Below are 18,474 nucleotides of genomic sequence, written 5' to 3'. Positions count from 1 at the left end.
TTGTGTTTTCAACATAGTGCTGAGAAAGGACGTTCTGATGGGACGCATCGAATATAAAACAGATCAACAATTACGTTGGATGGCTCAAGCAGGAGTCATTACTTCTCGTGCGCTGGATGCTGCCGTGCACGCTGCAGAAGCTGGGATAAGCACTAACGAACTCGACGTCGTTTTCCGGAATGTGCTGAAAGAACATAACGCTACGTCAAACTTCTTGGGGTATTACGATTATCCTGCAACTATTTGCACTTCGGTCAATGATGAGGTCGTTCACGGTATTCCCGGGGATAGAGTTCTAGCCGTTGGCGATATGATTTCTATTGATGGAGGAGCCATTGTCGTTGATCCGCAAGGTAAAAAATGGAATGGCGATTCTGCACGAACTAAGCTCATCGGAGAGGTGAGCCAAGAACGTCGAGAACTTTCTGAAATAACTCGTGCTGCAATGTGGCATGGTATTGCTGCTATGGCGACAGCACGCAAAGTTGGAGAAATTGGTTTAGCGATTGAGAACTTCGTCCGTTCCGAGACTGGCGATAAATATGGGATTATCGAAGATTTTGTAGGTCACGGTATCGGTACGCAAATGCATATGGCTCCAGAGGTACTGAACTATGCGGCACGAGATCTAGGCCCTCGTTTGAAGAAGGGGATGGCCTTGGCTATTGAACCGATGTTGGTTACCGGCGGCATTGATACCCGAACTCTTGCTGATGAATGGACCATCGTTACTGCTGATGGTGGTGACGCGTGCCAATGGGAGCATAGTGTAGCTCTTCACTCTGAGGGCATTTGGGTATTGACCGCAGAAGATGGTGGCGCGGAGGAACTCTCTAAGCTTGGTGTTACCGTCAAACCTATTCCTGCTTAGTCTGGTTGAAAGAAGAACGCAGCACACACTGAGTCTCATCTCCCACATTTGGTGAGACATGAAGAAAGATATTATGAGCACAACTCACACAAAAACTTCGGTGGAGATTTCTAATGTCCGCCCTGCCCCTGGAACTATTGCGCTACGTGCTCCACGTCGTGAACAGCCTCCTCGTCATATTGCTGATTTTGATATGAAAGGTCGCCGTGCTTTTTTGGAGGAACTTGGTTATCAACCATTCCGTGCAGCACAGTTATCAAAACATTATTTTGAACGTTTGGTGAGCGATCCTGCCCTTATGACGGATTTACCTGCTGCTGACCGCGAAAAAATGGTATCCGAGGCTATGCCACAACTCCTGACTCCGGTACGTACTCTTGAAGCAGATCAAGGTAATACGTTGAAGGTTGTTCACCGTCTTTTCGACGGCGCGATGGTTGAATCCGTCATCATGCGATATGAGAATCGTGTGACGATGTGTATTTCTTCGCAAGCTGGTTGCGGTATGAACTGTCCGTTTTGCGCTACGGGGCAGCAGGGGCTAACACGTAATCTGTCAACTGCCGAAATTGTTGAACAGGTTGTTGCGGGAGCTCGTTATCTCAAAGAGATGAAAGGCCTTGAACAAGCTGGCGATGGCGCTGAGGATACTCGCCCCTTACGAGTGTCGAATATCGTGTTTATGGGTATGGGCGAAGCTCTTGCAAACTATAAACGTACGATGGGTGCGGTGCACCGTTTGATTGACCCATCTCCGGAAGGCCTTGGTATATCTGCTCGCGGTATTACGATGTCTACCGTGGGGCTTGTGCCAGGTATGCGTAAATTCGAGATGGAAAAACTTCCGATTACCCTTGCCCTATCTTTGCACGCCCCTGACGATGAACTACGCGATGAGTTAATTCCTATTAACACTCATTGGAAAGTTGATGAGGCGCTGGACGCCGCGTATAGCTATTATCGGACTACTGGGCGCCGTATTTCCATTGAGTATGCGTTGATTCGAGATATTAATGATCAAGGATGGCGTGCCGATCTTTTAGGGAAGAAGTTGGCACAGCGAGGACGCGGGTGGGTTCATGTGAATCCCATTCCGTTAAACCCGACTCCCGGTTCAAAGTGGACGGCTTCTCGTAAAGGTGTGGAGCAGAACTTTGTGGAGCGTTTACGCGCTCATGGTATTCCAACCACTATTCGTGATACTCGTGGGTCGGATATTGACGGAGCCTGTGGACAGCTAGCTGCTCAGGAATAATTCGTGCCACGCAACATGCTCAATGAGTGCAATATCACGTGATGATTACTCAAATGGGTTAACTTTTGAGCAGATATCCCGTACACTAGATTGTTGGTTGTCTCTACCGTTCCTCGTGTTCTGTGTAGGGATAGCTCACAAGATAAGTTCAATGTCTGATGTGGATTCATTAGGCACCGACGTTAGCGGAGGATATGGCCAAGAAAGACGGCGTCATTGAGATTGAAGGTTCTGTGGTCGAAGCTCTACCCAACGCGATGTTTCGTGTTGAGTTGGACAACGGACACAAAGTACTAGCTCACATCTCAGGCAAGATGCGTCAGCACTACATTCGAATCCTGCCTGAGGATCGAGTTATTGTGGAATTGTCCCCTTACGACCTCTCACGCGGTCGTATTGTCTACCGCTATAAATAAACAGCATAATAAACGTCGCTTAACGCGGCGTTTAACGTGCGTTAAATAGGGGATAACGTTCTCTACGTATGTAGGGAAACCTCTTATCCCGCCCAACTGTAACTGCAAATAATTGCAATCAACGCAAAGGAATGCGATGAAGGTCAAGCCGAGCGTTAAGCCGATCTGCGATAAGTGCAAAGTGATTCGCCGTAATGGCAAAGTCATGGTGATCTGCGAAAATCCGCGCCACAAGCAGCGTCAGGGCTAATAACTTAATAGTTCTGAACAATGCTCATCCGTTTCAAGAACGGGTTCATGAAATAGGCACCGCTTCTAAAAACTACGTATAGGTATTTTAGAATACCTCCGGACACAGAGGCCGGGGACTGGAGATAACCTCCAGGCAGTGATGCCATAGACCTCTGATATCAATAAGGAGAACAGCCAATATGGCACGTCTCGCTGGAGTCGATCTTCCCCGCGAAAAGCGCGTGGAAGTAGCTCTTACATACATCTACGGCGTGGGTAAAACCCGTGCACACGAAACACTCGAGGCTACTGGAATTAGCCCTGACGTGCGCGTTAAGGACCTGAGCGATGCTCAGCTCGTTTCGCTTCGTGACTTCATCGAAGGTAACTACAAGGTTGAAGGTGACCTCCGCCGTGAGGTTGCTGCAGATATTCGCCGCAAGGTTGAGATTGGTAGCTACCAGGGTCTGCGTCACCGCCGCGGTCTGCCCGTACACGGTCAGCGCACCAAAACTAACGCTCGTACCCGTAAGGGTCCAAAGCGTACCGTTGCTGGTAAGAAGAAGTAATAACGCGTTGTTTCAGTCCATCACTTCTTGTTGGACCAACGTATTCACCAAACCTTTGTAGGAGAATCAAAAATGCCTCCCAAGACTCGTGCAGCGGCACGCAAAACTAGCCGCCGCAAGGTAAGCAAGAATATTGTTGCCGGTCAGGCACATATCAAATCCACTTTTAACAACACCATTGTTTCTATTACTGATCCCTCTGGTGCAGTCATTTCATGGTCATCTGCTGGTGAAATGGGATTCAAGGGCTCACGTAAGTCCACCCCATACGCAGCTCAGATGGCTGCTGAGACTGCTGCAAAGCGAGCTCAAGAGCATGGCGTTCGTAAGGTAGACGTTTTCGTTAAGGGTCCAGGATCCGGTCGCGAAACTGCAATTCGTTCACTTCAGGCAACTGGCCTCGAAGTTGGTTCGATTCAGGACGTTACCCCTGTTGCTCACAACGGCTGCCGTCCGCCGAAGCGTCGTCGCGTCTAATTTTTAGAAGATGCGGTTCTCCCGAGTCCTATGACTCGGGCGGTCGGTTCTTAGCTCTTCTATAAGGAGCTATAAACCGATCACCGGACAGACTGCTTCGTCTGCTTCCTTATTCCCTGTTTTCCCCAACCTGTGAGCTCATATAGCGGATGCTCACTGAAAGGAAACATCGTGCTCATTGCACAGCGCCCCACTCTGAGTGAAGAGGTCGTAGCGGAAAATCGCTCACGCTTCACCATCGAACCCCTTGAACCGGGTTTCGGATACACCCTTGGTAACTCCCTTCGCCGGACGTTGCTTTCATCAATCCCCGGTGCAGCTGTAACCAGCATCCGCATCGATGGTGTTTTGCATGAATTCAGCACCGTTCCAGGTGTTACCGAAGATGTCACCGAGATTATCCTCAACATCAAAAAGCTTTCAATCTCTTCTGAGAATGACGAGCCTGTCGTCGCTTACTTGCGTAAGCAAGGTGAAGGCGAACTCACAGCAGGTGATATTGAGGTTCCAGCCGGCGTGGAAATTCATAACCCACAGTTGCACATCGCAACCTTGAACTCCAGCGCAAACTTTGATGCTGAGCTCATTATTGAACGTGGCCGTGGCTACGTTTCTGCGGCTCAGAACAAAACCGGTGATGGCGAGATTGGTCGTATTCCAGTCGACTCCATCTACTCACCTGTGCTGAAGGTTACTTTCCGCGTTAACGCAACTCGTGTTGAGCAGCGTACTGACTTCGACTCCTTGATTTTGGACGTCGAAACCAAGGAAGCTATCGTTCCTCGTGATGCTGTGGCATCGGCAGGTAGCACTTTGGTAGAGCTCTTCGGCCTAGCCCGCGAACTTAATACTGCTGCAGAAGGTATTGAGGTTGGTCCGTCTCCCGCAGACGAATCAATGGCAGCTGATTTGGCTCTTCCCATTGAAGATTTGGAAATGTCTGTTCGTTCATATAACTGCCTCAAGCGTGAGGGCATCCACACTGTGGGTGAACTTGTTGCTCGCAGTGAAGCTGACCTTATGGACATTCGTAACTTCGGTGCAAAGTCTATTGACGAAGTTAAGGCAAAGCTCACCGAGCTTGGTCTTGCGTTGAAAGACTCACCTCCCGGTTTCGAGCTTGCTTCACGTTTGCACGACGACGACGCTTACGGCGATTTCTAATCCCGGTTCGGATACCCTCACTACGGTGAGACGAACCTCAGGTCACAAACTTGGTTCCACACTCTTCGCAAAGGAGCGATGGAACAGTAATTCCATGGAGAAATAATTATGCCTACTCCCACTAAGGGTCCTCGCCTCGGCGGAAGCCCTACACACGAGCGCCTTATGCTCAACAACCTGTCTCAACAGCTTTTTGAGCACAAGCGCATTACCACCACTGTTACTAAAGCAAAGCGTATGCGTCCTGTTGCAGAACGTTTGATTACTTTCGCTAAGAAAGGCGACTTGGCTGCACGCCGTCGCGTTCTACGTTCCCTCAGCGACAAATCCGTAGTTCACGAGCTCTTCACCGTGATTGCTCCTGCAATGGCAGAGCGTCCTGGTGGATACACTCGTATCACCAAAATCGGTAACCGTAAGGGCGACAACGCTCCTATGGCTGTTATCGAATTGGTGATGGAGCCTGTAGCAACTGCTTCTGCTGTTGCTGAAGCAACCACCGTTGCAAAGAACTCTGCTGTAGCTGAAGAAGCTCCTGCACAGGTTGAAACCGAAGCTGCTGCTCCTGCAGCAACCGATAACGGTGCTCTTCCTGCTGGTGCACACGCTCCTTTGGAAAACGGCGAAGCTCCTGAAGGCTTCGAAATCAAAGGCAACGCTGATTCTATGAAGTATCACGTTCCTGGATCTCGCTGGTACACCAGCACCAAGGCTGAAATCTGGTTCGATTCCCCTGAGTCCGCTAAAGCTGCAGGATACGCACCTGCAGGTGGCGAAGCCGCTCAGAAGGTTTCTGAATAATTCACCTCATATGGCTTTTAGCTAAACTCTGCCGTCCGTAGTTAGACTATGGACGGCAGAGTTTTTATATATTCGGGAGAACCATGACTTATGTGGATACTGTAGAACATCACAATCAACGGGTGCGTATCGATTTAGCATACGACGGCACTCCTTTTGCGGGGTGGGCCAAACAGCCTGGGCTTGTAACCGTTGAAGGCTGCCTCGAACAAGCCCTTGAGATGGTTCTTCGTGCTCCTGTTCGTTTAGTAGTCGGTGGTAGAACGGATGCCGGTGTTCATGCGACTCATCAGGTCGTGCACTGCGATATTGAACGCAGCCGTTGGGATGCCCTTCCCGGGCGGAGCGATAGCTTGCCAGCTGATGCCCTCAAACGTCGGTTGAGGGGAGTGCTTGGAAGAGTACTCACTCATGCTGAACGAGAACTGGGGCTGCCATCCAGATTTAATGGTTTCTTAAATGGGAGTATCCGTATTCTTGCAGTTTCTGCAACCTGCCACACGTTTGACGCTCGTTTCTCTGCTACTGGCCGTTCTTATCGTTATTTAATTGATGATGGCAGTAATTATTCTGGAGAATCTGCCCTTTACAGACGCCTAGCGTGGCAGGTAGATCAGCCACTAGATCTTGAGCTGATGAATGATGCCTGTGAGGTGTTATTAGGGCTTCACGATTTTTTGTCGTTCTGCAAGCCTCGTGAAGGGGCGACAACTATTCGCCAATTACGTGAGTTGAGTTTTTATCGTACAGAGCAGGGGCTTATCCGTGCTGATATTCGTGCTGATGCTTTTTGTCATCACATGGTGCGTTCGTTGATTGCTGCAGCAGTTTCGGTGGGATCTGGCACTCATAATAGTGAATGGTTGGGGGATAGGATTAAAAACCCGTTACGAGATTCTCAAATACGTCTTGCGCCGCCATGGGGCCTGGCGTTATCTGAGATTACATACCCCGAAGAATCAGCTTTTGAAATGCAAGCTCGGCAAGCTCGGTCTCGTAGAGAGCTCTGATGTGATGGGGAACTCGAAATTAAAAGAGAATCCTGTGGATTAACTAGTAATCCTCATGTATAGTCTTATATATTGTGCGTGTTCTGTCCTGGTTGAAATACCTTCAGAAATAGCTCAGTTGCAGAGCAAATATTTATGAAGTGTACAGGATATAAGAACAACAGATGCGTTTGGTCCTCACCCAAACCCTGTTTGACGCATATTAGTAATTAGGCGCGATACCCAACTAAGCGCCAACTGTTCAAACGAGACAAAGGCGAAATTTTGCGCACTTACACTCCGAAACCCGGTGAAGTAGAACGCCAGTGGCACGTCATTGACGCTACTGACGTAATCCTGGGTCGTCTTGCCAGCCAGACCGCAACACTGCTGCGCGGAAAGCACAAGCCGACTTTTGCTCCTCACGTTGATACTGGCGATTCCGTCATTATCGTTAACGCAAGCAAAGTTGCACTAACCGGTGCAAAACTAGAACAAAAGCGTGCTTACCGTCACTCCGGTTACCCGGGTGGACTGAAGTCAGTTTCTTACGCAGAACTTTTGGAATCAAACCCAGTTCGTGCCGTAGAGAAAGCTGTTAAAGGCATGCTTCCTAAAAACAAGCTTGCAGCACAGCAGCTGAAAAATCTTAAGGTTTATGCAGGTGCAGAGCACCCGCATGCTGCACAGCAGCCTAAGACCTTCGAAATCACTCAGGTCGCCCAGTAATTCGGGCCAACGAAAGAACATTAGGAGAAATCGTGGCTCAGAATGAAGAGCAGATCGTAGTAGAAGAAGAGCTAACCAGCTACACTTCTGAATCTTCCGCTCCCGTAGCAGAAGACGCAAAAGCACCCCGCCCCGCACTTACTGTTGCAGGTGCAGCAGTTGGTCGTCGTAAGGCAGCAGTTGCTCGTGTTCGCGTTGTACCTGGCACCGGCCAGTGGACCATCAACGGTCGCGCACTCGAGAACTACTTCCCTAACAAATTGCACCAGCAAGAGGTTAACGAACCTTTCAAAATTCTTGAACTTGAAGGTGCATATGACGTTATCGCACGTATTCACGGCGGTGGACCTTCCGGTCAGGCAGGTGCTTTGCGCCTAGGTATCTCACGCGCATTGAACGAAATCGACGTTGAGAACAACCGTCCTACCTTGAAGAAGGCTGGCTTCCTTACCCGTGACGCACGCGTTATCGAACGTAAGAAGGCAGGTCTCAAGAAGGCACGTAAGGCTTCACAGTTCTCCAAGCGTTAATCACGCAACGAGAGCATTTGGCTCTACACTGTTCAAAGGCAGAGTCTCCCAAAGAGGAGGCTCTGCCTTTGGCGTATCTCAGGAATATATTTTTCGAAAAGGGCTCTGGTGTAGCAGCACTCTCATTCTATGAACAAAAAATCTCTACCCTCAACCTGAGAAGAGTAGGATAAGAAGAGTGTGCTGGTTCGTTCGATACACCTGATTATTAGGGTCTATCTGCCAGTAACACTGTGTCTCAGTTCTAAAGCTCTTTAGAATATGAATGGAACCAACCACCAAAAAAACTCAACGGAGAGGGCAGCTATGGTAGCTACCAATGGAAATAACGAGAACACCGAAGCTAAGGTTGAAAAAATCTCTGCTTCTGGAGCCGATACTCACCAGAAAGAAGCTATTAAAGCTGCTTTGAAAAAAGAGGTACGTCGAGTCTCCGTCGTTGAAGATTATTCAGCTGAGTTAGATGAAATTGCTTCATTGACGAAGAAACTTTCAGGTGAAACCAGCGACTCTGACGCTTGGAAAAAGGGTTATCCCTACGATAAAAAACTTTCACGTAAAGAATACGAACGTGAGAAGAGAGCTCTGCAAATTGAGCTTTTGAAATTACAATTGTGGGTTAAAGAAACCGGACAGAAAATCCTTATCATCTTTGAAGGCCGAGATGCCGCTGGTAAAGGTGGTTCTATTAAACGTTTTACTGAGCACCTAAACCCTCGTGGGTCACGTGTGGTTGCGCTTGAGAAACCCACCGAAATAGAACAAACCCAATGGTATTTCCAACGCTATATTGCGCACCTTCCTGCCGGCGGAGAAATCGTCATGATGGACCGCTCTTGGTACAACCGTGCAGGAGTCGAACGAGTCATGGGCTATTGCAGCTCACAGCAATACTACGAATTCATGCGTGAAGTACCAGATTTGGAGCGTATGCTTGTGAACTCTGGTATTAAACTCATCAAGTTCTGGTTCTCCGTGACACGAGCAGAACAGCTAGCTCGTTTCAACTCTCGTAGAACAGACCCCGTACGTCAGTGGAAACTTTCTCCTACAGACCTAGCCTCTTTGGATAAGTGGGATGCTTATACTGAGGCAAAAGAAGCAATGTTCTTCTATACAGACACCGGTGATGCTCCATGGACCGTTATTAAATCTAACGATAAAAAGCGTGCCCGACTTGAGGCAATGCGTCATGTTTTGAGCCAATTCGATTACCCCAATAAAGATAAAGATGTTGTTGGCAATGTTGATTCGCTCATTATCGGTCCAGCTTCTGCAGTCTTTGATGATGAAGACCCTGAAAATCCAGAAGGATTTCCAATTCTCAAAGACGAGGATAATTAGACTAAAAGGCGTAGAATAGCCAGTGATGTCGAAAAGATTATTTGGAACCGACGGTGTACGCGGTCTAGCGAATGAGCTCATTACGCCAAGTATGGCTTTAGAGCTCGCGCAGGCTGCCTCCATCGTATTAGGGTTCAATACGGTAGAAAAAGGTACCCGACCCAAGGCGCTTATCGCCCATGATTCCCGTATTAGCGGTGAGTTCATCGGATCTGCGATGATGGCTGGTTTTGCTGCTTCTGGTGTTGATGTGTGGGATGCTGGTTTAGTTCCCACGCCAGCAGCAGCATATTTGGTTGGGGCTACAGGTTCAGACTTCGGTGTGATGATTTCAGCTTCACATAACCCTGCTGAGGACAACGGAATTAAGTTCCTTGCTCGAGGCGGTAAGAAGCTTGATGACGCCATCGAAGATGAGATTGAAGCGTTGTATCGCTCCAAAGAGTTCAGATATCCCACCGGTGGGGAAGTGGGGCGTATACGTCCTCTCACCGATGGAGAAGACCGGTACGTGACGCACTTGCTTTCGACCATTCCTGGCCATCGACGCCTTAACGGTCTGAAAGTCGTCCTTGACTGCGCAAATGGTGCAGCCTCGGGTGTCTCTCCGGATGCATTCCGCATGCTAGGGGCCGATATCGAAGTTGTTGCTGCTGCTCCTGATGGAATCAACATCAACGATGGAGTGGGCTCCACCCACCCAGAAAAGCTTCAAGAAATGGTCGTTGCCCATGGCGCTGACCTTGGCATTGCCCATGACGGAGACGCCGATCGTTGCATTGCTGTAGACGAACAGGGCAACCTTGTTGACGGCGATAAAATCATGTCGATTATTGCGGTAGCGATGAATGAAGCTGGAAGGCTCAAAGATAACACCCTCGTTGCAACAGTGATGAGTTCTTTGGGACTTGAACTATATCTTCGAGAACAAGGTATCAAATTGGAGCGTACTTCTGTAGGCGACCGATATGTTCTTGAATCGATGAACGCTCAAGGTTATAACTTGGGTGGTGAGCAATCTGGCCACGTCATTATGAGCGATTATGCGACGACTGGTGACGGCGTACTCACTGGACTGCAACTTGCTGCAGAAATTGTTCGTACGGGTCTTCCGCTCTCAGAACTGGCTAGTCGTATGAAGGCAACTCCTCAGTGCCTGATTAATGTTCGGGGAGTCGATCGTGATGGTGTTGCAACCTGTGAGAAGCTTCAACAAGCTATTGCAGAGGTTGAAGAAGAACTCGGTGAAACTGGCCGTGTCTTACTTCGCGCATCAGGAACTGAGCCTTTGGTTCGTGTCATGGTAGAAGCCTCGGACCAGGAGACTGCTGATCGCTATGCAGCCTATCTAGCTGATATCGTCAAACGAGAACTAGGTTTGTAAGTGGTACGGGGATTCTTATCTAACACATCATAGATAAGAATCCCCTATATAGCAGGAGCAGTGTTGATGTTTCTGCTGTGAAAAAGGAAAAAGGGAAAAAGTTACTCCCCATATCTTGTACAAGATATGGGGAGTAACTTTTTAAGTATTTTATTGTGTTAGTTCAATAAAGATTACTTGGAAAGAGCGTCGCGAATCTCTTTGAGAAGAACGATCTGAGGATCAACTTCTTCTTCGTCTTCTTCGCCAGCTGCAATTTTAGCTGCACGACGTTCGTTCATCTTGTTGATGGGGGTAACGATCGCGAAGTAAACAGCTGCTGCGATGAGAAGGAAGTTCACAACTGCGGTGAGGAATACACCAATCTTGATTTCTCCGAATACGAGGAAATCGTCGAAGCTGGGGGAGCCAACAAGCATTGCGATTGCAGGCATGATAACAGCTTCAACCAATGCGGTGATAACTGCGGTGAAGGCGGTGCCGATGATAAGACCTACTGCGAGGTCGACGACGTTGCCACGGGTAATAAAATCTTTAAATCCATTAAGCATGTATATAAGAGTATCTTTGTCCTGAACTAATTTGAATGTTTAGAAAAGATATTTTCTCTCGAAAATAGTGTATTTAGTCACATGGTGTGACATGGGATATTGACCTATCCTACTTTTTGAAAAAAATATCAGATTTGTTCATTTAGAGGTATGCTGGTGCCGGACCAAAACCCCAAAATGTTTCCAAACATTCAGCGTGAGATTGATAGTATCGTTCGGCTTCACTCACCCCGATATATCGAAAATGCCATGACTCATAAAAATAACCCGTAAGCTCATGCTTCCAATATGGAAAACGCAGAATAAAACCAAAACGGTGAGCATAACGAGCAAACCATTGCGCTTCAGGGGTTTGAGAGAAACATACTGCAAGATTACAATTGCCTGCGGCTGAACCAATATCAAGAGCTAAACCCGTTTGATGTTCTGAATACCCCGGACGAGCAGAAGCAGTGTCAGCTTGTTCCTTGCCATATGTGTTCACCCAATGTTCGTAGGTGTTAATCTGATCATCATACGAACGATAACCACTCAACGTTGTAGGAGATAAACCTTCACGCGTAGCTGCCGCAAACAAAGCATGAGCGTTCTGAGCTGCCTCTGCACGAAGTAATACCGACCCAAAAGGTACCAAATCATGTGGATGGTAGTGAATCGGGTCAAGAGGGTGCTGCTTATTGACGAGAACAGATAAAGAATCGGCACGAAAATGATGCGCTGAAGGCTCCGCCTGCGGTGACTCGGTTGAATCCGACGTGATGGGAGACTCCTGTGCTAACTTTCCCCCTCGAGCCTCAGGCAATGATACTTCTGTGCGACTTTGAGGTTGCTCAGCATGAGAGCTACAAGAACACAAAGAAAGAGTCGCCGCAGCAGATAAAAACCAACGACGACCAAAAGAACGAGACTTAGCCATCACTACTAATTCTTCCTCAAAAGCACACGAGAAATACTATGGTCTGACCCCTTAGAAAGAATTAGTTGTGCACGTGCCCTTGTGGGGCGAACATTCTCTAAAAGATTGGGCTCATTAATAGTGCGCCAAATTGAAGTTGCTATCTCTACAGCTTCCTCATCTGAAAGATTCGCATAACGATTAAAGTACGAATCCGGATTCTGAAAAGCATGATCGCGTAAAGACAAGAAACGATCAATATACCAACGCTCGATATCACTCGTTCGGGCATCAACGTAGATAGAGAAATCAAAAAAATCGCTCAAAGACAAGGCTGCTTGGCTCTGCCCCCGCAATTTAGGCGGTGCTAATACGTTAAGTCCTTCAACAATTAAGACATCAGGCGATGTTACTTCAATTTTTTCGTCAGGAATGATGTCGTAGAACAAATGCGAATACTTTGGTGCACTCACCCGTGGCACACCAGACTTTACATCAGCAATAAAACGCAATAGCGCACGACGATCATAAGACTCGGGAAAACCCTTACGAGCCATGATCCCACGGCGTTCAAGCTCCGCATTGGGATATAAGAAACCGTCTGTTGTAATGAGCTGAACATCTGGGGTAGAAGGCCAACGGCTGAGCAACGCTTGAAGCAGACGTGCCGTTGTTGATTTACCTGCTGCTACAGAACCCGCAACTCCAATAATAAAAGGAACACGACGCTGCGATAACCCCAAAAAATCATTAGTCATACGATTAATAGAGGCAGTAGAGTTTGCATATAAATTCAATAAGCGAGACAACGGAAGATACACATTACGCACTTCTTCTACGTCGAGAGTCTCTCCCAACCCGCGCAATTGTTCAATTTCAGACTCGCTAAGAGGAACCTCAATCTCCGAAGATAAACGTGACCACGTGGCACGATCTAGTTCCAGAAAAGGTGAGTGTCGCGATAATAAAGGGGCTGAGCTCATTGAACACATTTTAGTTCTCTTCACCTAGAAAAACCTCAATATGAGCAGTTTGCTCAGAACGTGTCAGAAGATAAAACAACGACGAGTATCCCACACCGCGCGTGGCACACACCTAAAATTTTCACGGTTCTCAGGTAGTATTAGCTGTATGTGTGGAATTGTAGGATATGTTGGTCTGGGTTCTAACCCAGACGGTAAAAAATTTGATCACAACTCATATGATGTTGTCCTTGAAGGGCTCCGTCGCCAAGAATACCGCGGATACGACTCCGCCGGTGTTGCTGTTGTTGGCGATGCAGGCATCGAGTTCCGTAAAAAAGCAGGAAAACTAGTTAACCTCGTTCAAGAGGTAGAAGAGAACCCCATCGCGGATTCTCACATTGGCATTGGACACACCCGCTGGGCAACCCACGGTGGACCCAACGACGCCAACGCCCACCCCCACGTCGTTGATAATAACCGCCTAGCGATCGTACACAACGGCATTATCGAAAACTTTGCAGAACTCCGCAGTGAGCTCAGCGCCAAAGGTGTTCAGTTCCTTTCTGAAACAGACACCGAAATCGCAGCAAACCTCATCGCTGATATCTATAACAACCTCGAAGAAAAAGACCTCACCGAGGCTATCCGTCAAGCGTCTAATAGACTCGAAGGTGCTTTCACCATCTTGGCTATTCACGCAGACTTCCCTGACCGCGTGGTAGCAACACGTCGTAACTCACCACTTGTTATCGGTCTTGGCGAAAACGAAAACTTCCTTGGATCTGACGTCTCCGGCTTCATCGACTACACCAAGAGTGCTGTCGAAATGGGACAAGACCAAATCGTGACCATTACCGGAACCGATTACTCCATCATCGACTTCGAAGGAAACCCCGCAGAAGGTAAACCTTTCGATATCGAATGGGATGCTGCCGCAGCAGAAAAAGGCGGATATGAGTCCTTCATGGAAAAAGAAATCCATGAACAGCCAGCTGCCGTACGTGACACTCTCATGGGACGTTTCGATGAGAACGGAAATCTCACCCTTGACGAGCTAAAAATTGATGACAGTATTCTCCGCTCCATCGATAAAATTATTGTTGTCGCATGCGGTACCGCAGCATACGCTGGACAGGTTGCACGTTACGCAATTGAACACTGGTGCCGTATCCCCACTGAAGTTGAGCTTGCACACGAGTTCCGCTACCGTGACCCCATCGTTAACGAGAAAACCCTCGTGGTTTCACTCTCACAATCAGGTGAAACCATGGACACTCTGATGGCAGTACGACACGCACAAGAACAAGGCGCAAAAGTTGTCTCTATTTGCAACACCACCGGTTCAACCTTGCCACGTGAATCAGACGCAGCACTATACACTCACGCCGGACCAGAAATTGCTGTAGCTTCAACGAAAGCCTTCTTGTCACAAATTGCCGCAGCATATCTACTCGGTCTTTACCTTGCTCAGCTTCGTGGCAACATGTACAAGGACGAAATTCAGCAGGTCTTGAGCGAGCTACAAGCGATGCCGGAGAAGATTCAAGAGCTTCTCACCAAAGAACAACAAATCAAAGATCTTGGTATCTCCATGAAAGATGCTAAGTCCGTGTTGTTCCTTGGCCGCCACGTCGGATTCCCCGTAGCACTCGAAGGCGCATTGAAACTCAAAGAGATTGCATACATCCATGCAGAAGGTTTCGCCGCAGGCGAGCTGAAGCACGGACCTATTGCTCTTGTTGAAGAAGGACAACCCATCTTCGTTGTTGTTCCTTCACCTCGTGGACGAGACTCCTTGCACTCTAAAGTTGTCTCTAACATCCAAGAAGTACGAGCACGCGGCGCAGTAACCTTGGTGATTGCAGAGGAAGGCGATGACGCAGTTCTCCCATACTCTGACCACGTCATCACCTACCCACAGTGCCCAGCTCTTCTTCAGCCTCTGCTAGCAACCGTACCATTGCAAATTTTTGCATGTGCACTCGCTGGAGCTAAAGGCTTGGACGTTGACCAGCCACGTAACTTGGCAAAATCTGTGACAGTGGAATAAAAACCGCAAACTATCAACGGGACAAGAGCTTGTGCTGTTGAGATGACTTCTTCAGGGGGTGGTGAACCATGAATTATGGTTCACCACCCCCTGAATCGTTATGGTTCATATTGGGGGAGTAGTAGATGATTATTGGGACAGGTATTGACGTGGTAAATATCGACCGGTTTGAAAAAATAATCCATAAAACACCAGCATTACGCCAGCGACTCTTCAGCGAAGAAGAACAGCAAAAACCGATACGCTCACTGGCAGCACGTTTTGCTGTTAAAGAAGCTGTTGCAAAAGCTTTAGGGGCACCATCAGGGCTGTCATGGAAAGACTGTTCCATCACCAATAGTGTGAATGGGAAACCTCAACTTCTTCTGTCCGGAACAGTCAAATCATATGCTGAAAAATTACGTATCAACCACTGGCATATAACGCTAAGCCATGACGAACCAATAGCCACTGCTATGGTGATAGCAGAACACCTTAACAGTGAAGAACTAGAACTTCTTAAAAACATCGAGAACACCAAAAAGAATGGATAATTTCTAACACTGCCAACGTACCCCTAAGGATACAACGTAGACATGGATCCGCTAAAAGCTATCGATCAATGCTATACCACTTACACTATTGAAGATCTTAAAAATGACATCCTACTGCCCACGCCTACTGACCATAAATACACTCGTGGTGTATTAGGTGTCGTTGCAGGTAGCCCAGAATACCCTGGTGCCGGACTACTCGCCACAAAAGCCGCGGTCCATAGTGGTGTGGGAATGGTGCGGTTTCTTGGTACTGACGCCCTTAACCTTCTGATACACCTGCATGTTCCAGAAGCGGTATGCACTACTAACCGCGAAAAGATGCCTACACCTGATGCATGGTGCGCAGGCTCTGGCGCAACGGGTGAAGAACGTCAAGAACTTCTAGAACGGATTCTTGATGAACCGGTTCCAGCAGTATTAGATGCCCAAGCGCTACCGTATTTTGCTCAATCTATTGCATTAAACGGCCCAGCTAAAAGTCATCGTATCGTGACTCCTCATGCCGGAGAACTACGCCAGATGCTCACATGGATTGCTTCCTTGAACCCCACTTTATGGAATGAACATCATGCCCATGATGTACCAGAACAACACGATATTCTCAAAAACCCTAGCTATTGGGCTCAACATACAGCTCGACTAACAGGGGCAACAGTACTTCTCAAAGGGCACACGAGCTATATCGCTAGCCCCGAAAACGAGGAAGGGTACAAACTCCAAGCACCTCATAGTTGGCTAGCAACAGCAGGAAGTGGAGATACCCTGAGTGGGATTATGGGATCTTTCCTTGCCACACGCCATGCCCAAGCCAGAACACAGAACCATTCATTATCTACCGTAGATTTTTTGAGAGTAGCCGCAAGCGCTGTAGCTATCCATCATCAGGCAGCGCAGAACGTTCATCGTAACGAATGCGGGGGCCCAACACCACCGAGTGTCGTGACAGAATATATCGCACAAGCTATCTCAGAAATATTCTCAGAATAGTGTTTTACTGTTCATAAAAAATTGGTGGGTGCCCAAAGTTGGGCACCCACCAATTTTTTAAAAAGATGGACTGCGCTAGTATGCGCCTTGCTTAGCGAAGACTGCGCGTACAGTACGGAAGAGAATAACAAAGTCACCAGTAATTGACCAGTTCTCAACATAGTATAGGTCTAAGCGAATAGATTCTTCCCATGAGAGGTCAGAACGTCCAGAAACCTGCCATAGACCAGTAATACCGGGTTTGACCAGTAGACGGCGGTAGGCTTCCTCCTCATACTGATTGACCTCAGTTTCCAACGGTGGGCGAGGCCCCACGAGGGACATATCACCAACAAATACATTCCATAACTGAGGAAGTTCGTCGATGGAATATTTACGGATAAACTTTCCAACCTTGGTAATACGAGGGTCATTTGCCATTTTGAACAGAACGCCATTGCCCTCATTCCGATCTTGCAAATCTTTTTTAAGCTCTTCAGCGTTGGTCACCATCGAACGGAACTTCACCATTTTGAACGTTTCACCACGGTACCCTACTCGCTCTTGGAAGAAGAAGATTGGTCCACCATCTAGCTTGATAATAATACCAACAGCAATAAGTAAAGGAGCTAGCACAATAAGCCCTAACGTAGAACAGACGATATCAATAGTCCGTTTGATTAAGGCAGAGAATCCTTCCATACGAGGGGTCGATACGTGAATGAGAGGAACACCGTTAAGCGGCTGGGTATGGATACGTGGTCCAGCGATATCAGTCATGGCTGGGGCGAGAATAAGCTTGATATGAGAGGCTGCGAGATCCCAACCCAAAGTTCGCAACTGTTTTGGTGTCAGTCGATGCCCTGAAGATACTGCAACGGCTTGGATATTATTCTCGACGCATACTCTCAGAATTTCTTGGGAATCCGTGCTATAACCAAGAATGGGAGCTTCAACCTCGGAGATGACTTTTCCTTCGGAATACCCCGGCAAATAGAAAGCCACCGGATTCAACCCAGAAAGCTTCGCTTCCCTCAAAATATCGTAGAGGTGTTTACCCGACTCGGTATCTGAAATCACCAAAACACGGGTGAGAGCACGTCCGCGTTGACGCCAATGTACGAGGTAACGTCGTAGACTCCATCGAGCAGCTAAGAGTAATATGAGACCTAGAGGATAGGCTATAAAAATATAGGTGCGGGCAAAATCTACCTTCGTCATGTACGAGAAAATAGCTAGTCCACAGAAAAAATAGCTAGTGGCTTTGAAAACTAGACGATACTCATCGCTTCCTTGTCCGAGATACCGGATATTGCGAGAATTAGAGATATCAAGAGTGATAAACCATAAAATGGCAAGGACAAAACCCGTAGCAGCGTAATTCCACGATGCGTCAAAACGACCGAGTACTTCAGCGTTATTGAAACCAAAACTCACAAGATGTGAAAAAATGATGGTGAACGTAATCACCAGAGCATCGCAGAGATACAACGCTGCAACAACTTTAGGTTGCCAGGTTTTAAGACCGCGGTTCTCTGACCAACGTTGTTTAATGATGGTATTGCTAGCCACCTGAAGATTCCCCCGAATATTTCCCTAAGATAAAGAGCTAGGAGACACCCCTAAAAATTTGTATCTCCTAGTAGAACATCAGTACGTGAATGATACGCTATCTAATGTTATTGCGCTTCCCCCATGATAATCCTATGAACTCAGCAAATAGGCATATCACCTCAAGAAAACGGATAAAT

Annotated in this window: 20 protein-coding genes; 16 read left to right on the top strand and 4 right to left on the bottom strand. The window is 47.7% G+C overall.

All coding sequences use genetic code 11. The features are described from left to right. Positions 1 to 37 precede the first annotated feature (37 nt). From map to glmM, 13 genes are all read left to right on the top strand, one after another. Positions 38 to 871, top strand: a complete 834-nt coding sequence (gene map, locus ACN081_RS04260) for a type I methionyl aminopeptidase (protein ID WP_419102919.1) — start codon at positions 38 to 40, stop codon at positions 869 to 871. A 73-nt stretch (positions 872 to 944) separates the two neighbouring features. After that, the gene (gene rlmN, locus ACN081_RS04255) at positions 945 to 2,126 is read left to right on the top strand and encodes a 23S rRNA (adenine(2503)-C(2))-methyltransferase RlmN (RefSeq protein ID WP_419102918.1); all 1,182 of its coding nucleotides are present in this window, start codon (positions 945 to 947) and stop codon (positions 2,124 to 2,126) included. A 194-nt stretch (positions 2,127 to 2,320) separates the two neighbouring features. Next, on the top strand, positions 2,321 to 2,542 hold the full coding sequence (gene infA / locus ACN081_RS04250) for a translation initiation factor IF-1 (protein ID WP_419100849.1): 222 nt from the start codon (positions 2,321 to 2,323) through the stop codon (positions 2,540 to 2,542). A gap of 136 nt (positions 2,543 to 2,678) precedes the next feature. Further along, the gene (gene rpmJ, locus ACN081_RS04245; protein WP_419100848.1) at positions 2,679 to 2,792 is read left to right on the top strand and encodes a 50S ribosomal protein L36; all 114 of its coding nucleotides are present in this window, start codon (positions 2,679 to 2,681) and stop codon (positions 2,790 to 2,792) included. 181 nt (positions 2,793 to 2,973) lie between these two features. Next, on the top strand, positions 2,974 to 3,342 hold the full coding sequence (gene rpsM / locus ACN081_RS04240) for a 30S ribosomal protein S13 (RefSeq protein ID WP_419100847.1): 369 nt from the start codon (positions 2,974 to 2,976) through the stop codon (positions 3,340 to 3,342). Positions 3,343 to 3,414: 72 nt separating this feature from the next. After that, positions 3,415 to 3,819, top strand: a complete 405-nt coding sequence (rpsK, locus tag ACN081_RS04235; RefSeq protein ID WP_419100846.1) for a 30S ribosomal protein S11 — start codon at positions 3,415 to 3,417, stop codon at positions 3,817 to 3,819. A 171-nt stretch (positions 3,820 to 3,990) separates the two neighbouring features. Beyond that, entirely contained in the window at positions 3,991 to 4,983 is a 993-nt protein-coding gene (locus ACN081_RS04230; RefSeq protein WP_419100845.1) for a DNA-directed RNA polymerase subunit alpha, read from the top strand. Positions 4,984 to 5,091: 108 nt separating this feature from the next. Continuing rightward, the gene (gene rplQ, locus ACN081_RS04225; RefSeq protein ID WP_419102917.1) at positions 5,092 to 5,784 is read left to right on the top strand and encodes a 50S ribosomal protein L17; all 693 of its coding nucleotides are present in this window, start codon (positions 5,092 to 5,094) and stop codon (positions 5,782 to 5,784) included. Between the two features lie 92 nt (positions 5,785 to 5,876). After that, positions 5,877 to 6,794 (top strand): tRNA pseudouridine(38-40) synthase TruA, encoded by a 918-nt coding sequence (truA, locus tag ACN081_RS04220; RefSeq protein WP_419107056.1) that lies wholly within the window; start codon positions 5,877 to 5,879, stop codon positions 6,792 to 6,794. A 264-nt stretch (positions 6,795 to 7,058) separates the two neighbouring features. Next, entirely contained in the window at positions 7,059 to 7,502 is a 444-nt protein-coding gene (gene rplM, locus ACN081_RS04215) for a 50S ribosomal protein L13 (RefSeq protein ID WP_419102915.1), read from the top strand. Between the two features lie 32 nt (positions 7,503 to 7,534). Next, positions 7,535 to 8,032, top strand: a complete 498-nt coding sequence (gene rpsI / locus ACN081_RS04210) for a 30S ribosomal protein S9 (protein ID WP_419102914.1) — start codon at positions 7,535 to 7,537, stop codon at positions 8,030 to 8,032. Positions 8,033 to 8,338: 306 nt separating this feature from the next. Then, the gene (ppk2, locus tag ACN081_RS04205) at positions 8,339 to 9,376 is read left to right on the top strand and encodes a polyphosphate kinase 2 (protein ID WP_419107055.1); all 1,038 of its coding nucleotides are present in this window, start codon (positions 8,339 to 8,341) and stop codon (positions 9,374 to 9,376) included. Positions 9,377 to 9,401: 25 nt separating this feature from the next. After that, positions 9,402 to 10,760, top strand: coding sequence for a phosphoglucosamine mutase (gene glmM, locus ACN081_RS04200; RefSeq protein ID WP_419102912.1), 1,359 nt, complete (start codon positions 9,402 to 9,404; stop codon positions 10,758 to 10,760). A gap of 173 nt (positions 10,761 to 10,933) precedes the next feature. Here the strand turns inward: glmM and mscL are convergent, their stop codons facing one another. From mscL to coaA, 3 genes are all read right to left on the bottom strand, one after another. Further along, entirely contained in the window at positions 10,934 to 11,311 is a 378-nt protein-coding gene (gene mscL, locus ACN081_RS04195; protein WP_419102911.1) for a large conductance mechanosensitive channel protein MscL, read from the bottom strand. 142 nt (positions 11,312 to 11,453) lie between these two features. Beyond that, positions 11,454 to 12,227: a M15 family metallopeptidase gene (locus ACN081_RS04190; RefSeq protein WP_419107080.1), complete on the bottom strand. Its 774-nt coding sequence runs from the start codon at positions 12,225 to 12,227 to the stop codon at positions 11,454 to 11,456. Between the two features lie 5 nt (positions 12,228 to 12,232). Next, a complete protein-coding gene (gene coaA / locus ACN081_RS04185; RefSeq protein WP_419102909.1) occupies positions 12,233 to 13,189 on the bottom strand; it encodes a type I pantothenate kinase in 957 nt (318 codons plus the stop codon). Between the two features lie 148 nt (positions 13,190 to 13,337). Here coaA and glmS point away from each other — a divergent pair, with 148 nt between their 5' ends. The 3 genes from glmS to ACN081_RS04170 all read left to right on the top strand — a co-directional run bounded on the left by glmS (position 13,338) and on the right by ACN081_RS04170 (position 16,744). Further along, complete coding sequence (glmS, locus tag ACN081_RS04180) at positions 13,338 to 15,221, top strand: glutamine--fructose-6-phosphate transaminase (isomerizing) (RefSeq protein WP_419102908.1); 1,884 nt, start codon at positions 13,338 to 13,340, stop codon at positions 15,219 to 15,221. 125 nt (positions 15,222 to 15,346) lie between these two features. After that, positions 15,347 to 15,754, top strand: coding sequence for a holo-ACP synthase (locus tag ACN081_RS04175; protein ID WP_419107054.1), 408 nt, complete (start codon positions 15,347 to 15,349; stop codon positions 15,752 to 15,754). 42 nt (positions 15,755 to 15,796) lie between these two features. Then, positions 15,797 to 16,744 (top strand): ADP-dependent NAD(P)H-hydrate dehydratase, encoded by a 948-nt coding sequence (locus tag ACN081_RS04170; RefSeq protein ID WP_419107053.1) that lies wholly within the window; start codon positions 15,797 to 15,799, stop codon positions 16,742 to 16,744. Between the two features lie 75 nt (positions 16,745 to 16,819). Here ACN081_RS04170 and ACN081_RS04165 read toward each other — a convergent pair whose 3' ends face one another. Further along, on the bottom strand, positions 16,820 to 18,295 hold the full coding sequence (locus tag ACN081_RS04165) for a sugar transferase (RefSeq protein WP_419102905.1): 1,476 nt from the start codon (positions 18,293 to 18,295) through the stop codon (positions 16,820 to 16,822). Positions 18,296 to 18,474: the final 179 nt, after the last annotated feature.

It is taken from the genome of Rothia sp. P13129 (assembly GCF_048512865.1).
GTDB lineage: Bacteria > Actinomycetota > Actinomycetes > Actinomycetales > Micrococcaceae > Rothia.
The sequence above is the reverse complement of the archived record's forward strand: the minus strand, read 5'-3'. Positions and strand labels throughout refer to the sequence as shown.

Bases quoted from the DNA above. Each gene is read 5' to 3' on its own strand.
- coaA (WP_419102909.1), bottom strand. From the start codon at position 13,189: ATGAGCTCAGCCCCTTTATTATCGCGACACTCACCTTTTCTGGAACTA.
- rpsM (WP_419100847.1), top strand. From the start codon at position 2,974: ATGGCACGTCTCGCTGGAGTCGATCTTCCCCGCGAAAAGCGCGTGGAA.
- ACN081_RS04190 (WP_419107080.1), bottom strand. From the start codon at position 12,227: ATGGCTAAGTCTCGTTCTTTTGGTCGTCGTTGGTTTTTATCTGCTGCG.
- rplQ (WP_419102917.1), top strand. From the start codon at position 5,092: ATGCCTACTCCCACTAAGGGTCCTCGCCTCGGCGGAAGCCCTACACAC.
- infA (WP_419100849.1), top strand. From the start codon at position 2,321: ATGGCCAAGAAAGACGGCGTCATTGAGATTGAAGGTTCTGTGGTCGAA.
- rpmJ (WP_419100848.1), top strand. From the start codon at position 2,679: ATGAAGGTCAAGCCGAGCGTTAAGCCGATCTGCGATAAGTGCAAAGTG.
- ppk2 (WP_419107055.1), top strand. From the start codon at position 8,339: ATGGTAGCTACCAATGGAAATAACGAGAACACCGAAGCTAAGGTTGAA.
- ACN081_RS04170 (WP_419107053.1), top strand. From the start codon at position 15,797: ATGGATCCGCTAAAAGCTATCGATCAATGCTATACCACTTACACTATT.
- glmM (WP_419102912.1), top strand. From the start codon at position 9,402: ATGTCGAAAAGATTATTTGGAACCGACGGTGTACGCGGTCTAGCGAAT.
- mscL (WP_419102911.1), bottom strand. From the start codon at position 11,311: ATGCTTAATGGATTTAAAGATTTTATTACCCGTGGCAACGTCGTCGAC.
- rlmN (WP_419102918.1), top strand. From the start codon at position 945: ATGAGCACAACTCACACAAAAACTTCGGTGGAGATTTCTAATGTCCGC.
- rpsK (WP_419100846.1), top strand. From the start codon at position 3,415: ATGCCTCCCAAGACTCGTGCAGCGGCACGCAAAACTAGCCGCCGCAAG.
- map (WP_419102919.1), top strand. From the start codon at position 38: ATGGGACGCATCGAATATAAAACAGATCAACAATTACGTTGGATGGCT.
- glmS (WP_419102908.1), top strand. From the start codon at position 13,338: ATGTGTGGAATTGTAGGATATGTTGGTCTGGGTTCTAACCCAGACGGT.
- ACN081_RS04175 (WP_419107054.1), top strand. From the start codon at position 15,347: ATGATTATTGGGACAGGTATTGACGTGGTAAATATCGACCGGTTTGAA.